Origin of the sequence: Eubacterium oxidoreducens, from assembly GCF_900104415.1 — a bacterium.
Taxonomy (GTDB): domain Bacteria; phylum Bacillota; class Clostridia; order Lachnospirales; family Lachnospiraceae; genus Eubacterium_C; species Eubacterium_C oxidoreducens.
In genome coordinates this window covers 307,799-322,860 of record NZ_FMXR01000004.1, presented here as the reverse complement: position 1 = coordinate 322,860, position 15,062 = coordinate 307,799, and the positions used below count along the sequence as shown (strand labels likewise).

General features: G+C 43.3%; 17 protein-coding genes. 6 read left to right on the top strand and 11 right to left on the bottom strand.

Going from position 1 to position 15,062, the window contains the following annotated elements:
• Position 1 precedes the first annotated feature (1 nt).
• A complete protein-coding gene (locus BLS20_RS01525; RefSeq protein ID WP_090171462.1) occupies positions 2–415 on the bottom strand; it encodes a C-GCAxxG-C-C family protein in 414 nt (137 codons plus the stop codon).
• Between the two features lie 12 nt (positions 416–427).
• A complete protein-coding gene (locus BLS20_RS01520; RefSeq protein WP_090171459.1) occupies positions 428–679 on the bottom strand; it encodes a hypothetical protein in 252 nt (83 codons plus the stop codon).
• A gap of 135 nt (positions 680–814) precedes the next feature.
• Between BLS20_RS01520 and BLS20_RS01515 the strand changes: the two genes are divergently transcribed.
• The 3 genes from BLS20_RS01515 to BLS20_RS01505 all read left to right on the top strand — a co-directional run bounded on the left by BLS20_RS01515 (position 815) and on the right by BLS20_RS01505 (position 4,256).
• The gene (locus tag BLS20_RS01515; RefSeq protein WP_090171457.1) at positions 815–1,648 is read left to right on the top strand and encodes an alpha/beta hydrolase; all 834 of its coding nucleotides are present in this window, start codon (positions 815–817) and stop codon (positions 1,646–1,648) included.
• Between the two features lie 118 nt (positions 1,649–1,766).
• Positions 1,767–2,288 (top strand): RNA polymerase sigma factor, encoded by a 522-nt coding sequence (locus BLS20_RS01510; RefSeq protein ID WP_090171454.1) that lies wholly within the window; start codon positions 1,767–1,769, stop codon positions 2,286–2,288.
• Positions 2,289–2,300: 12 nt separating this feature from the next.
• A complete protein-coding gene (locus BLS20_RS01505; RefSeq protein ID WP_090171449.1) occupies positions 2,301–4,256 on the top strand; it encodes a beta-propeller domain-containing protein in 1,956 nt (651 codons plus the stop codon).
• A 310-nt stretch (positions 4,257–4,566) separates the two neighbouring features.
• Here BLS20_RS01505 and BLS20_RS01500 read toward each other — a convergent pair whose 3' ends face one another.
• The 9 genes from BLS20_RS01500 to BLS20_RS01460 all read right to left on the bottom strand — a co-directional run bounded on the left by BLS20_RS01500 (position 4,567) and on the right by BLS20_RS01460 (position 11,530).
• Positions 4,567–5,949, bottom strand: a complete 1,383-nt coding sequence (locus BLS20_RS01500; RefSeq protein ID WP_242870502.1) for an MATE family efflux transporter — start codon at positions 5,947–5,949, stop codon at positions 4,567–4,569.
• A 26-nt stretch (positions 5,950–5,975) separates the two neighbouring features.
• Complete coding sequence (nudC, locus tag BLS20_RS01495) at positions 5,976–6,800, bottom strand: NAD(+) diphosphatase (protein WP_090171446.1); 825 nt, start codon at positions 6,798–6,800, stop codon at positions 5,976–5,978.
• A 10-nt stretch (positions 6,801–6,810) separates the two neighbouring features.
• Positions 6,811–7,191, bottom strand: coding sequence for a hypothetical protein (locus BLS20_RS01490; protein ID WP_090171442.1), 381 nt, complete (start codon positions 7,189–7,191; stop codon positions 6,811–6,813).
• A 1-nt stretch (position 7,192) separates the two neighbouring features.
• Positions 7,193–8,116 (bottom strand): patatin-like phospholipase family protein, encoded by a 924-nt coding sequence (locus tag BLS20_RS01485; RefSeq protein WP_090171439.1) that lies wholly within the window; start codon positions 8,114–8,116, stop codon positions 7,193–7,195.
• A gap of 167 nt (positions 8,117–8,283) precedes the next feature.
• Entirely contained in the window at positions 8,284–8,970 is a 687-nt protein-coding gene (locus tag BLS20_RS01480) for an MgtC/SapB family protein (protein WP_090171436.1), read from the bottom strand.
• Positions 8,948–9,448, bottom strand: coding sequence for an NUDIX hydrolase (locus BLS20_RS01475; protein ID WP_090171432.1), 501 nt, complete (start codon positions 9,446–9,448; stop codon positions 8,948–8,950). The genes BLS20_RS01480 and BLS20_RS01475 overlap by 23 nt, the downstream gene beginning before the upstream one ends.
• A 13-nt stretch (positions 9,449–9,461) precedes the next feature.
• Positions 9,462–10,376 (bottom strand): DUF3878 family protein, encoded by a 915-nt coding sequence (locus BLS20_RS01470; RefSeq protein ID WP_090171427.1) that lies wholly within the window; start codon positions 10,374–10,376, stop codon positions 9,462–9,464.
• 1 nt (position 10,377) lies between these two features.
• Positions 10,378–11,004, bottom strand: a complete 627-nt coding sequence (locus tag BLS20_RS01465; RefSeq protein WP_090171423.1) for a class I SAM-dependent methyltransferase — start codon at positions 11,002–11,004, stop codon at positions 10,378–10,380.
• A gap of 10 nt (positions 11,005–11,014) precedes the next feature.
• A complete protein-coding gene (locus tag BLS20_RS01460) occupies positions 11,015–11,530 on the bottom strand; it encodes a DNA-deoxyinosine glycosylase (RefSeq protein ID WP_090171420.1) in 516 nt (171 codons plus the stop codon).
• Between the two features lie 152 nt (positions 11,531–11,682).
• Between BLS20_RS01460 and BLS20_RS01455 the strand changes: the two genes are divergently transcribed.
• The 3 genes from BLS20_RS01455 to BLS20_RS01445 are packed head-to-tail and all read left to right on the top strand — an operon-like array spanning position 11,683 to position 14,987.
• On the top strand, positions 11,683–12,357 hold the full coding sequence (locus BLS20_RS01455; RefSeq protein WP_090171417.1) for a response regulator transcription factor: 675 nt from the start codon (positions 11,683–11,685) through the stop codon (positions 12,355–12,357).
• 12 nt (positions 12,358–12,369) lie between these two features.
• Positions 12,370–13,803 carry a sensor histidine kinase gene (locus BLS20_RS01450; RefSeq protein ID WP_090171414.1) on the top strand — a complete coding sequence of 478 codons (1,434 nt, stop codon included), beginning with the start codon at positions 12,370–12,372 and terminating at the stop codon, positions 13,801–13,803.
• Positions 13,776–14,987 (top strand): ABC transporter substrate-binding protein, encoded by a 1,212-nt coding sequence (locus BLS20_RS01445; RefSeq protein WP_090171412.1) that lies wholly within the window; start codon positions 13,776–13,778, stop codon positions 14,985–14,987. The genes BLS20_RS01450 and BLS20_RS01445 overlap by 28 nt, the downstream gene beginning before the upstream one ends.
• Positions 14,988–15,062: the final 75 nt, after the last annotated feature.

Below are 15,062 nucleotides of genomic sequence, written 5' to 3'. Positions count from 1 at the left end.
TTTACCGCTCGGAGTCTTTCTTTTCAGTTATGATCTGTTCTACCAATAATACAGCTTCCTCGATCATGCCGTCACAATGTGCTTTCTTATCTCCTCCGGCCTCTTTGTTCAGCCGAAGCAAATCTTTACAGTCTAAATATCCCTGATGGTTTTCCAAAAATGCATCATAATACTTTTTTATACTCTTTCCATCCGTGATTTCGTTAAGACCAAGTGCCATCAGGCCGCCTGCAATCGCTCCGCATATACCACCGCGTTTCATGCCTGCGCCATAATTCTCACACAGTGCAATCACGGCATCTATATCCAGCCCTTTTTCTTTTGCAAATGGAAGAACTGTCGCCTGCGCACAGTTATAGTGCCGGTCTGCCTTCTCCCCTCGAAGTTTCCTCGTGTAGTCTAAATAGTCGCTCATATTTTTACCTCTTTATTTCTTATGGAAGAATTCTTTCATCGGATCGACATCGGTTGCCATCTTCTTTAGATTTGCCAGCTCTCGCTTCATGTATTCTTCTAAAAGCTTTACTTCACCTTCATCGAATCCGTTATTTCTAGTGATCTTACAATTGGGGATACGTCCTTCGGCTTCCCTTTCGCCATCCCGAAATGTAACAAATGCGTACTTTTTTCCATTCTTCTTAAATGCCTGTGATACAGACATGTTAAGTGAATCTGACATCTTATCATCCTCTCCGTCCCAAACCGCGATGCTTTCACGCTACTAGCCTTATTATATAAATAATACTTCGCATTTTCAATTTGTAATGTGATTTTCGTTTTGCTACTATTATGTATGGAAAGAAGGTTTATATTTATGAAAGATAAAGTTATCAGACGATATCTGATTATGATGATTGCCTTTGGCATTATCATCGTTTTTTTATTGGCATGTGCCATCTACATGGGAAACTATTATCATGCTGAGGATGCTGCATTTGACGCAATCTCATCTCCTGTTCAGACGGTTTCGGTAACCGAAGATGAGAAAACGTCGATTACATTCACTCCTAATAAACCTACCACAACCGGCATGATCTTCTATCCCGGCGGCAAGGTGGAATATGAATCCTATGCCCCGCTTATGGAGAAACTTGCTTCCAAAGGAATCTTATGTGTACTTGTTCATATGCCCGGAAATCTTGCCATCTTAGATGTGGATGCTGCAGACGATATCTTCGAGCAATATCCAGATATTCAAAACTGGTATATTGCCGGTCATTCTCTCGGTGGTTATGCAGCCGCCTCTTACGCTGCGGACCATGATGATCGTCTCAGCGGGCTAATTATGCTTGCCGCTTACTCTGGCAAGGACTTATCTTCTACCTCGCTAACCACTTTATCTATCTATGGTAGTGAGGATGGCGTCTTAAACTTGAAAAAATATAAGGAAAATAAATCACTCCTTCCGGCCGCATCAAAAGAAATCATCATAAGCGGCGCAAATCACGCTTACTTTGGCTGTTATGGGGAGCAAAAGGGCGATGGCGCGGCTTCGATATCCAATGAAGAACAGATGAATCTGACGGCCGAATACATTTCTGATTTTATTTTGTCAAGACTCGCTCGCGAGTCTTGCGCGCCGGATTCGGGTCTGCTTCAGCAGACAAATTCCTGTCCGAATCCGTGCTCATCCTCGCGGAGCGTTTAACTCAGTCGGAGCTTGTACTCCGACTGAGTTAAAAATCAATGCAACAAAATCGAGGGAATCTGACACTACTTAATCAGAAGGGGCAACCTTTTATTGATCAGTAGAGGGGAATCGCATTATGAAAGATATGAAATGGCTTGTAAAAGCTGCCCGGCGGGGTGATACGCATGCATTTGCTACTTTATACGAAACTGTATACGAGGATATGTACCGCTACGCTCTTTACTTACTCAAACGACCGGAAGATGCGGCGGATGCTGTCTCGGATGCAGTAACGGATGCATTTGCACAAATGAAGCAACTAAAAAACCCGGATGCATTTAAGAGCTGGATTTTTAAGATTCTGAATCATAAATGCAAACAAAAAATGCGCGACTATGTGTCAGAGCCTGTCGAACTCACCGATGAGGGCCTCGAGCGAACCACTCTTGTTGAAACTCCAATCGATCAGCTTGATCAGTTATATGTGCGTGAACTCTTTGATTCTCTGCCTGCTCTCGATCGTGAAATTATTGGACTTCACATCTTCGCCGGTTATACAGCCCGAGAGATTGCACAGTTATACGGCATGAATGAGAATACTGTTCGCAGCCGTGAAAGCAGGGCTCTAAAAAAACTTAGGGCGCAGCTCAATATGTAGAGGAGTGGTGTTATGAAAGATGATAAATTATTAGATGAACTGAAAAAAAATTTGACTGAAGAACCGATTCCGGAGCGAATTAAACCAGGCCGGATAGAAGAGATGTTAAATCACACGAGCAGGAAAAAATCTTTTTCTCCTCGCGTTAAGCGCTCGATTGGCGGTCTCGTCGCTGCCTGTGCCTGCTTTGCAATCGGCCTTGGTGCCTACCACCATTCGCAGCTTACACCGGTCACCTCCACGGAGGCTGTTACTCCTTCTGATGATGATACGAACAGTGAAGTTAACCCGATTAGCTCCATGTTCACGGTTGCTTCCGGCTATGAAGATATCTACAATCTGCTACAAGAATCGCAGGAAAATGGCAATTCTGCCCAAATATTTGAAAGTACGACCGATAGCACCGAAGATGTTGCGAAAGATTCGGCAGAAGAATCTTCCGCCGATAGCTCCTATTCTGAGACCAATGTCATGACGGACGGTGTTGACGAAGGTGATATCGTAAAGACCGATGGCAATTACATATACAAAGTTGAGGAATCCAAAATCTTAATCTACGATATCTCCGGCGATCAGCCTGAACTTGTCAGCCAGATTACGCCAAAACATATGACCTCGGCTTCTAATCTTAAGGAAATGTATGTGGATGACGATAAACTCTGCATCATCAGCCAAAATTATGAGCAAAATATGATTCTCTATGATGAGTATTCTACGCAGTCAACTTCAGATATCTACGCCTTTTCCAATGACTCTATGGTCTATGCCGAAACGTATGATATCTCAGACCGCAAGAATCCTGCGCTTGTTTCCACCGGTTCCCAAAGTGGCAACTTTTCCACTTCTCGTAAGGTGGATGACATCCTGTATCTGTTCACAACCGTGGATATGACCCTGCCGAGCGGTAATATTGACAGCGTTGTTACAGATGACCAGCTTTCCTCTTGGATTCCATCGGTTAATGGCTCTGTGATCTCTTCGGATCACTTCTACCTTCCGGACGCGGGCTCAAGAGCCAGTGTTATTGGCTCAGTGAAATTCTCCGATCCGTCTTCGACCATTGACAGCACGGGGATTATTACCAATTACTCACAGGTGTATGTATCTACCGACGCCATATATATATACAGCAGTGACTATTCCGGCGGCGATACCTTCACAACGCTTGCCAAGTTCACTTATCAAGAGGGCAAAATAAGCGCGTGTGCTTGTGGCAATCTAAACGGCGAAATCAACGACAGCTTTGCTATCCACCAGCAAGATGAGTATCTACAAGTGTTAACCACAACCGATACCAATAACTGCATCTATGTCCTCGATGATAACCTTGAGATGGTCGGCTCTGTAACCGGCATTGCCCCGGGCGAACAAATCTACAGTGCCCGTTTTATCGGTGACCTTGGATATTTTGTGACTTATGAAAATACGGACCCCCTTTGGAGCGTTGATTTTTCTGACATGGAAAATCCTACCCTCATCGGTTCTTTGGACATTACAGGTTTTTCTGATTATCTGCACCTGTGGGGCGATGACAAACTCCTTGGTATCGGCTATGAGACTGACCCGGATACCGGCGATATGATTGGGGTGAAACTGACCATGTTCGATATCTCCAATCCGGCCAAAGTTAAGACGCTCGATAGTATTGTGTTAAAGAATGCCTACTACTCTCCGGCATGCGAACAATATAAATGCGTTCTGGCTGATTATGATAAAAATCTGATTGGATTTGCCTATGAAATTCAAGATAAAGAATCTTACAATTCAACTTATTTATACAGTGTCTATTCGTTTAAGAATAAGAAATTTACAAAGAAACTTGAGAAAGTAATGGGCTCAGATGATTCTATCGATATCGATTCTGATAATTATCGAGGATTGTATGCAGATGACAAGTTCTATATCAGTACTCTGCAGTCTTTGTATACTTATGAATTAGATGGATTTGAACTGATTGATGAGCAGTAGATGAGGCTAGGCTGCTAAGCACGGTGGCCGACGGACAAATTTGTAACTTTTAGTACCCTATAGGATACTAAAAGTTACAAAACAAATCACTTTACAACACGGGCACAGAGAAATTGTAACCAAAACTACAGAATCGACACCTGAAAGTTACAAAATGGCTTGTCCCTATCACTTCACCATCATGATTTTGTAACTAATTAAGCATTATATGTGATAAAAGTTACAAAATGACTCTTTTTATAGTATTGGCACAAAAAATTTATAACAAAATCCCCATTATCAGCCACCTAAAGTTACAAACTCCGACCAACTACGTCCCGGCTGAAACGCGCTCCGCCTCCTTCATAATCCTGCACTCTCTCACCACAAACACAATTGTAAGCACTGCTGCCGCCGCATCCGAAATCGGTCCGGAATAAACAACTCCTTCAATCCCCAAATAGATTGGAAAGATAATCGCAAGCGGAATCAGGAAGATTACCTGTCTGGTAAGCGACACAATCATACCAAGTTTTGCCTTACCAATCGACGAGAAAAATCCGGATGACATCGGTTGAATACCGTTAATAAACGTAAGCAGCATAAAAATCCGAAAATACAGTTCTGCAAAATGATAATACTCTTCACTTCCTCCTCCAAACCAGGAGATAATCACCCTCGGGAAGATCTGGAAACATGCAAAGAAGATAATACCGACAATAATGGCAGCTTTGGCAGCCGTCCGATAAGTCTCGCGCACACGGCTGTATAGTTTCGCGCCATAGTTAAATCCAAAGATTGGCTGGCAGCCTTGCGTAAGCCCAATGGCAATTGCGAAAAAGACCATGTTGACCTTCGCTACAATTCCCACAACGGCAAGCGGAATATCCGCACCATAGACAGACTCTGCACCATATTTTCGAAGCACATTGTTCATAACAATCTGAACCAATGCCAGCGCAATCTGGTTGATTCCGGATGCCATACCCAATCCGATGATCATTTTTATGTTCTTAGCCGCAATCCTAAAATGCTTCTTTTTTAATTTCATTCTGGAAAATCCGGCAAAATAGACAACAACCATAAAGCAGGCCGCCATTTGACCGATTACCGTTGCCCATGCAGCCCCCTTAATTCCCCAGCCGCATTTGAAAATGAAGATTGGGTCCAATATGATGTTAATAATTGCACCAACCAACATACAAAGCATGGAATACTTCGGGCTTCTGTCCGCACGCACCATGTGATTACCACCAATCTGCAGCGACCAAAACGGAAGTCCGATTGCCGTAATTCCCGCATATTGTCTGGATAATTCCATGGCTTCTTGTGTAGAGCCAAATAGATGTAAGAGCGGATCTAAAAAAAGTTCAATTACGACCAGTAATATTGCTCCGACAAGCACCAGTGCCGCCATCGAATTTCCCGCAAAATACTTTGCTTCCTCCGAGCGTCCCTCGCCGGCGCGCAAGTTGTAATTAGACGCACCACCAATTCCAAGTGTTAAGAAAAAAGCAGCGCCGATAGTCGTAATCGGAAAGGCAATGTTCGTCGCTTCATTTCCAAGAAGGCCGACGCCCTGTCCGATAAAAATCTGATCCACAATGTTGTACAGCGAACTGACCACCATACTAATAATGGCCGGTATCGTAAACCTTGTAACCAGCTTGCTAATTTTCTCCGATGCTAACGGATTTCTCATTACATCATCCATTATATAATCCCTCTAATCCTCATTTGTTACTCTTGTCCGTTTTGAAAACGGCACATCATTTCATTTGTCAGACTAAAATTGTCCGGCTGTAGTTCAATCTCCTCGCGCTTGACCCATTGCGCATAGCGCAGCTCCGAGGTGTCCATCTGAATCGTATCGTCGCCATCCACTTCGCAGTAATATCCAAGCAAAAGATTTTGTGCAAAGCCCCAAGGCTGCGACTTATAATAGCGGATGTTCTTGACCTTGATTCCGGTCTCTTCCATCACTTCACGTCTGACGCACTCTTCTGCCGTCTCTCCAATTTCCGTAAATCCGGCAACCAGTGCGTTGTATTTATAGCCTTCCCGGTATCTGGTTAAAAGCAGGCTATCCTGATTGATGACGCCCACAATCACGGCCGGCATAATCTGTGGATAAAACACATGCGCACAGCTAGGACAGACCATTGCACGCTCTGTCTTCGAGTGCTCCATCTTATGTCCGCATCTTCCGCAAAAATGATTCCCCTCATACCATTTAGCCAGATGCTTTGCCGTAAAAGCTCCATAAACCAAATGCTTTTTTTCCAAATCTTTTCTTCTAAGATGTCTTAAATCGCTGTATGAAAATCCGGCAATTTCAACCGGCTTTGTACTCTCTAACAAATAGCAGGGAGTCTCGTCGATGTGGAACAAAAACTGAAGCGTTTCATCCCCAACCAAATCGGTTTTTACCGGAAAATGCAGTCCTTCCCGATCACCCACCAGCACATTCATCCCGTGAAAATGATAGATGATGGCATCCTCAGGAATTACCTCAGGCGGCTCGTATTCATTTTTCAGTCTATGTGGATAGATATCCTGTATCATTCCTTACTCCTTACTGCAATACCGGCGTAAAATCGTCGGTATCTCCACAGATTCTTCCGCCAAGTCCTTGTAAAATTTCTTTCATAACCGGCTCGCATCTGTCGTATTCTTCCGGTCTGAAAGAAATATAAAAGACCGAATGAATCTTATGTTCTTCCAGATACCGGTTGCTGTATTCATCCCGAAGATCTGTTTCCAACTCTTCAATATCAATGGAAAGCTTATCTGCCACACCAACTTCGAGCACACAGGCTTCATGCCAGATTTCAATATCATAGCGTTCCTCATCGAGGACATCTTTAATCTCCTGCACGGTCAGTTTCTGTTCATTCATAAAGTACCAGCCTCGCGGCCCGGACACCTTAGGTCCCTTTTTCTTTTTCTTTGCCATGTTATGCTTCTTCCTTTGTTAAGTACTCTTTTAATTTATCCATATTATCTTCTGTGTCGCGTTTTCCCAGCATATATAGGTCACCAAGTTTCTCAATATCTTTCTCAAGTCTCGATACCGTCACTTCCTCAGACGGCGCAATCACGAAGATACGACCTTCTTGTTCTAGCTGATCGATCTTATCGCACAAGATGTTATAGCGGTATGGCGCTCTGCTCCACACTCTGTAAAAGTCCGGATAACGACGCTTATAAAACAATTTCTGTAAGAATGCCTCAAATCCTTTGACCGGGCTCTTTCGATACGAACGGTCTCTGGTCCTGACTACAACAATCTTGTCATAGCCTTCCTTGAGCGCCCACTCAAGTCCCATTGCCACAGCACAGCCACCATCTAGATATGGCTTTTTGTCGATTTCTACCGGTTTCGATAAGATTGGCATAGATGCAGATGCCCGGATTGCCTGGAAAATATCGCTGCATGATCCCTTTTCCATATATTCCGCATTGCCGGTATCACAATTTGTCACAACTGCCACAAAGCGCCTGTTTGGATCGTCAAATACTTCTTTATTAAATGGTTCCATGTCATTTTTATCATCATCAAAAACAATGTCAAATCCTATGACACCCTTATTGTTCTTCTTAGCTCCACGTCCGACATATGCTTTGTTAAAGCGATATCGCAGATTAAACCGACTCGCTCTTCCAATCTGGCCGGAAGTATAATTAAAGCCGTTCATTGATCCGGCCGAAACGCCGATGGTGCAAGAAAGGTTAATTTCATGCTGCATCAAAGTATCTAATACGCCGCCGGTATACAGTCCTCGAAAGGAGCCGCCTTCTAAAACGATGCACCCTTCGGTCAGCGGACCGGTTGCCTGCGCGCATGGTAATTCGTTGATTCTAGAATAGGTCTCGTTCATCTTTTCCCTCACTCTCATTTAAGGTACATTATACACAACACCATTATAAAATGGAATATTCTTGGTCGTTTCAAATGGCTCTCTTGCATTGGATTCTTAATCAGCAGGCGCAAAAAGAAAGAATCACGCCCATAATAAAGGGGTGATTCCTTACTTCCTTTTACTCTCTAGATAGACTCTAAAGCCAGCAATATATGCTCATGACTTTGCACGGCTTCTTTAACATCAATTGCATTGGCTCCTTCTTTCGTTGAAAGCACCAGTTCCACACCAACATTCCCATGGATTGCCGTACGAGGTGCTGTCACATCCAATTCATCAATCTCATAGTGATCTTGTAACCAATCAAATACCTCATTTACATAGATAACATCATCGATTTCCAAATACATCTGAAATTCCTTTCGCCGCATTTCAAGCTGACGCTCAATTCGGGCAACTAAAAAGATGGTAACAAAGGTAATAATGGTAACGAGCGCAGATAAAATATAACAGCCTGCTCCAAAGCCCAAACCAATTGCTGCCGTTGTCCACAAACCGGCAGCGGTTGTCAGGCCTTTCACCTCACTTCGTCCGCGAATTAAGATGGTACCCACTCCCAGAAAACCGATACCTGACACAACCTGTGCCCCGATTCGAAGTGGATCGATTGCCCCTCCCATCATCTCATAGGCATAGATTCCAATCAGTACCGTCAAAGCACTGCCTACACAGACTATAATATGTGTCCGAAGACCTGCGGCGCGGCCGCGCATCATACGCTCTGCTCCAATTAATGCTCCGGCTCCGGCAGATAATAAGATCCGGATAATGGCCTCTACCATTTCATAATCAAATACTATCTCGTGTCCCATTTACTCCCTCCAATATCGATTCGCAATTTTCGTGCTTAACTGCAATGAGCTTGTCCGCTTGATAAGTCAATTTTAAGGTAAAAAAGTCTTCATTTGCAAATAAAAGCTTAAAAAATTCCCGGTCTCCATCCCACAGATTGAGATCCATGATTTGTGATTTCGGAATCCACCTAAGTTCGCCCTCATTACATTCTTTTAACTGGCCGGAGTATTCACTGACCGTAAACAGGTGCATATATTCCGTCTCATAAAGATCGGAAACAAAAGTGACCAATCCGCGAAACCGATATTTCTTTACTGTAAGTCCCGTCTCTTCTAGAACTTCACGCATCATACATTCTACCGGGCTCTCATTTTCCTCAAACTTTCCCCCAACGCCAAGCCACTTGCCATGACTTTGATCATGCTCCTTTTTGTTCCGATATAACATCAGATAACAATCCTCTTGTTCAATATATACTAATGTCGTATTACGCATATTTTATGCCTTTCTATAACTCAATCGCATGAATCTGAAATGTAAAGTCCTCATATTCAAGTTCCTGCATCACGTAGGGATGCTCTTCATAAAACATAATCTTGCGACCATCTTTTTCCAGTAGCGGATAATCCCCCCGGTATCCTAGTGTCCTATAACGATACAGGCAGTCCTGGCGCATCTGCTCCATCTGTTCTTGCTCTTGTTTCTCATAAACGCGCTGCTCATAAGGGGAGGACGCTAACACTATAGCTTTCTCAAGGTACGTTAAGATATCCCTTCTTTTTACGAGATTCATGGCATGCCTTTTTATTAATCTTGGACTTAATTTTTCTTGTCTGAATTGTCCCTCATAGGCTTTCAGCTGCTTTATATAATCATCCGCGCCTATGTGCAAAGCAATTTTATGCATTTGTTCAATGCCTTCCATCGTATTGTCATAAAACTCGGAAAGACTTTCCCGAATCGGACTAAAGAAACGAAACGGCGCATATCCCATCAATGGAATCAGAGCCATTTCCTGCTCGTTACACGCCTCTTCCCCCATAAAGTTGTACTTATCATGAAGCGTTCCTATTAAATAAACCAGGCGTCTCCATCTTTCGTAACCTTCTACCCAAAAATGCCCAATCCGATGATATTGATATAAGTGCTTATGCTCGGTGCATGCGCCATACCAGATGGTGTAAACGTTGCCGGGACAGCGGAAGATAATCCCTTTTCTTTTCTTCCCTTCCACAAGAGAAATGCTGTTTACTTCATTATTATCATTATCCCATTCCCCCTGCGTCATCACATCCTCAAAGGAAAAATAACACTCCACTGCATCATTCATCATATATGGAATCAGTAACTTTGTTCCGCTTGCATATATTTCTAATGCGTCACAGTCAATCAGGTTATAAATTGCAGTTTCAAGGTCTCTCATCTTACTTCACCCCATATACTGCAATATACTGCTTTGGTCCACGTCTTACTGTTACTTTACGCATTCCTGCATTCTCCATATATGTCTTTAATTCCTCCGGACGGTAGACGCGAAAATGTACATCCGCCGGTCTGCTCCATCCATGATTCTCCGGATCTGAGGCCTCACAAAATACTGCAAAGGTTGCTCCCGTCTTCATAACACGATAAGTTTCGGCAAATGCCCTTTCTATATCCGGCCAGAAATAAATCGTCTCCACGGCTGTAACAAGATCAAAAGTTTCTCCCTCATATGGAAGATTTGCCACATCTCCCTGGCAGATCTTACAACGCGTACCAATGTATTGTTGATTAAAAAATTCACTTTCTTTTACGCTTGTCTCCATATAATCGATACCTTCTACAATACTTTCATCCGAATAGTGCAGCATATCGGCAATCGTTGCACCTCCGCCGCAGCCTTCATCTAGTATATGCATCTTGTCCTTCCAGACAATCGGTTCAAATCCCCAATCTCGAAGCGGTGCATGCGATTCATTCATGCGTTTTAGCATCTTTTGACCGTTCTCTCCTTCCGGCTTTCCGGGGTTGCCATTTTCCGGTGTAATAAGCTGATTATTTTCTTCCATGTTGACCCTCCTACCTATCTTTCTTAATTGCTATCCTTAGCTCCTTTTCCCATGTGCCAATCAGCCTCTCCAAAGACCAGGCTGCGTTTGCAGGGCTTGTTGACGGCAGTTTCACTGCCTCTATGCCGGTTACCGGCAATGTGTATTTTCGATATAAGTCATATGCCTTTGCTCCATTCGCATAAATATGACTTCCCACTTTACTATGCTTTAGAATGCCGGATAAATCCGTCACGGTCACATCCCGAATCGAACTATCACTGGATCCTATGATTGAACAACTTTCTATCACATCATAAACTGCAATATGATTCACAATCAAAAACGCCTTTTTCTCTTCTATGCTTACCGGAAGAGGCGCCTTCAAGACAGCTGCCATCACTTTCCAAAATCGGTTCTGCGGATGACCATAGTAAAAGCTTTGTTCCCGGGATTTCACAGATGGGAAACTCCCCAATATCAACACCTTCGAATCTTCATCAAAGACAGGACCAAATCCATGTGAAACCATCTGTTTGCTGTTCATAGCGACCCTCCTTACGGACTTTTTTCTATTTTACCAAAGAGTTAGGCATAACTCAACGCTATCGTCACTCGTAGCCCATCTTGCCTGACACGCACGAATGCTGTATCATTCTAAATAATAAGTGTATTGTGTATTATACATAAGGGGTTTTTATGCATAAGATTTTAGTTGTCGATGATGAAAAATATATTCGAGAATCCATTCGAGAATTTGCTGAGTTCTCCGGCTACGAAGTACAAGAAGCAGCCAATGGAATGGACGCCATTAACATCTGCAAAAATCAAGATTTCGATGTGATTATCATGGATATTATGATGCCGACGATTGATGGTTATCTCACTTACAAAGAAATAAAAAAAATGAAAGATATTCCCGTCCTTATGCTTTCAGCAAAAGGGGAAGAATATGACAAATTATACGGATTTGAACTGGGTGTGGATGACTATGTCACAAAACCATTTTCCTTAAAGGAGCTCATGGCCCGCGTTGCCGTCATCATTCGCCGGAACGCACCTTGCGAATTATCTTGCGATTCCTTAGGTTGCATCGAAGAAGATGGGCTAACCATGCACCTTGCGTCAAGAGAAGTCTGTCTTAATGGCGAGCCGCTGTTTTTACGTCCGAAGGAATATGATTTGTTACTTTTTTTCCTGCAAAATAAAAATATCGTATTCTCACGCGATGAGCTTCTTAACAAAGTCTGGGGCTATGACTACGGCGGCGATGATCGAACGGTAGATTCGCAGGTTAAAATGCTACGCCGTGCGCTTGGTGATTACCGTTCGCATATCATAACCATCCGGGGCGTTGGATATAAATTCGTTTAGGCGGGTATCAGCATGTTCAATAACAATTCTTTTAAACTTCACAAACACCGATTAAAAATGCGTATGAGCCTTTGGATTGGCTTTATTTTGTTCGGGGTATTAATTACCATTATTTTCTTTTTGATGCTCTTTACTTATATTCAGGTACATTTTGTTCAGCAAAGTAACAATGCTATGCAAGATGCTGCCTGGGATATTGTATCCGAATATGGCAATGATGACTTTGAAGAAACCATTGCCATCCTGGCCCGTAACAACGGCTATTTAATCCAAATTATTTCGGAAGAAACCGGACTGCCGGTTCTAAGCTATAACCGTAACGGCAAGATCTCCCAGCCACAGGTGTCTATCGAGATCAAAGACCTGTTCACCCGCATGGATGACAGTCATGGTTACTGCTTTTATACCATTGAAGACCCTTCCTACCAAAGCAACCGGAGCGCCCAAGCGATTGTCTTATCGGTCGAAAATGGCTACCGGCAAGTACTGGTTGTCAGCCAGTCTATGCTGGAAATGGAAAGTCTAAATCGTATCTTAATCCACCGCGTCGGAATCGTTTTCGGACTCACCATTGCGCTTGCTTTTCTGATTGGCCTTATCCTTGCCAGTTACTTTACCCGTCCATTTCGGCATATCATTCAGACTGCAGCCACGATGGAAAAAGGCGATTACTCTGCACATTTCTCTGAAGATTCCGGCCCTTATGAGGCGGTATCCCTGGCGCAGACACTCAATAAAGTCAGCGCTGAATTTAATGCAACGGAACAGATGCGCCGTGACTTTGTTGCCAATATCAGTCACGATATGAAAACACCATTAACGGTGATTAAAGCCTACGCTGAAATGCTGGATGCATTTTCCGCAGATATCCCCCAAAAGCGTGCAGAACATCTGGCCCGGATCATTTCAGAAACAGATAACATGACCGAACTGATTAACGAACTACTAGAACTATCTCGGCTACAATCCCATAGTTTCTCGCTTCATCTGTCTGTATTTTCCTTAAATAACATGGTGCGTATGGTTTTTGACCGGATTAAAATCATGAGTTTTGCCGAACATGCCACCTTGCACCTAGAAGCCGACCGGGATTATAGCGTCCGCGCCGATCTGACATTATTGCATCGCGCTGTCTACAATCTGGTTTCAAATGCCTTAAAATATTCTGCAGACAGTAAGGATGTAGTGGTAAGAATTGACTCCACGGTTACCGGACAAACACGTCTTAGCGTCATCGATCACGGTATTGGAATCTCACAAGAAGACCTTACGCAGATTTGGAACCGTTTTTATCGTTCCCCGAATCATGGAAATGAAATACGCGGAAACGGCATTGGTCTTAATATTGTAAAAGAAATCTTTGAGGCTCACCACTGCGAGTATGGCGCTGTGAGTACATTAGGGGAGGGAAGTACATTTTGGTTTACTCTAGAAAAAAACGATTGACACAAAGCATGATCATCGTTTGTCTTTTATTCCTTTTAGGAATCGCGGCGCTTCATTCAAGTCGACTTTCTACAAACTTTGCAAATGAAATCCTTGAAGATGCAAATGGCTATGTTCCCATTGTATTTTTATGCCCACAAAGCGGTTATTATTCCTATGTTGGAAATGACGCTGCCTGGGCTGCACAGTATGCGGTCGATAAACTGAATGAACAAGGCGGCATAAACGGCAACCAAATTCGACTGATTATCAAAGATACCGAATCCGATCCAACCTTGGTTCTTCGCTATTTTCAAGGCGCGTCCTCTGTAACACCGGTTGTCCTAGGTCCGGTTGATGCCCCGGAAAGCGCGATTATCGCAGACTATCTTGGCACCGTAAAAACCACCTCCATAGCCTCCTATTCCTACTCAGAGATTCGCAGTCTCACAAGTTCTTACGGAATCTCCTTTATGAGTGATTCCGAAAACGGCGAGCTTGCTTCTGTCACAAATTGGATTGAGGATCATCCCGACATAAAACGCGTTGTCATCTTTTCAAACAAAGGAGATGATTCAAAATCAGAAACCGTCACAAAACTCCAAAAACTCCTTCCGGAGCTTGACGTCTCAGCTGTAGATGTCATTGACATTTCCGGAGAACGAACAAATCGCCTGTACCAAAAAACGGCTATTCGTGCATTAAATGCAGGGGTTGACGGCTATATCTCGTTACTTAGCGATTACGATTATAGCAATATATTAAAAGAACTTCGCCTTCGCGGCGTTACGGATGGCGGCACCATTTGTGCATCATTTTCTTCTTTTTCCGCAGCATTGCTAGAAGATGCCGGTACGTCTTTGGATGGCACTTATATTTGGAGCAAATACGATTACTCCTATAGCGGCGAGAACTGGCAAAAGCTTGTAGCCACCTATCAACAAGAACATAACGGCGAATTGCCTCTTCGTAATGTCATCAGCGATGTCTATGACTCTGTTTTAGCAATTGCAACCTGCTATCGCGACCTGCAAATTGATGGCACTTTAGCGGATGCTTCTACACGAAAAGCGGTAAAGGAATGGTTTTATAATTCCGATGTCATTCACGGAATTCAGGGGGACTTTTATTGGTCTCAAGGGGAAAAAATTGCGGATTACCATTACTTCATTTTTGACGGTGCTACTCCTACTACCATCCCATAATTTCACATTCCACATTCTTTCCACATTCTTTCCACTCGTGTTTCATTCCTATGCTTTATAGTTTTCTCGTAGGGA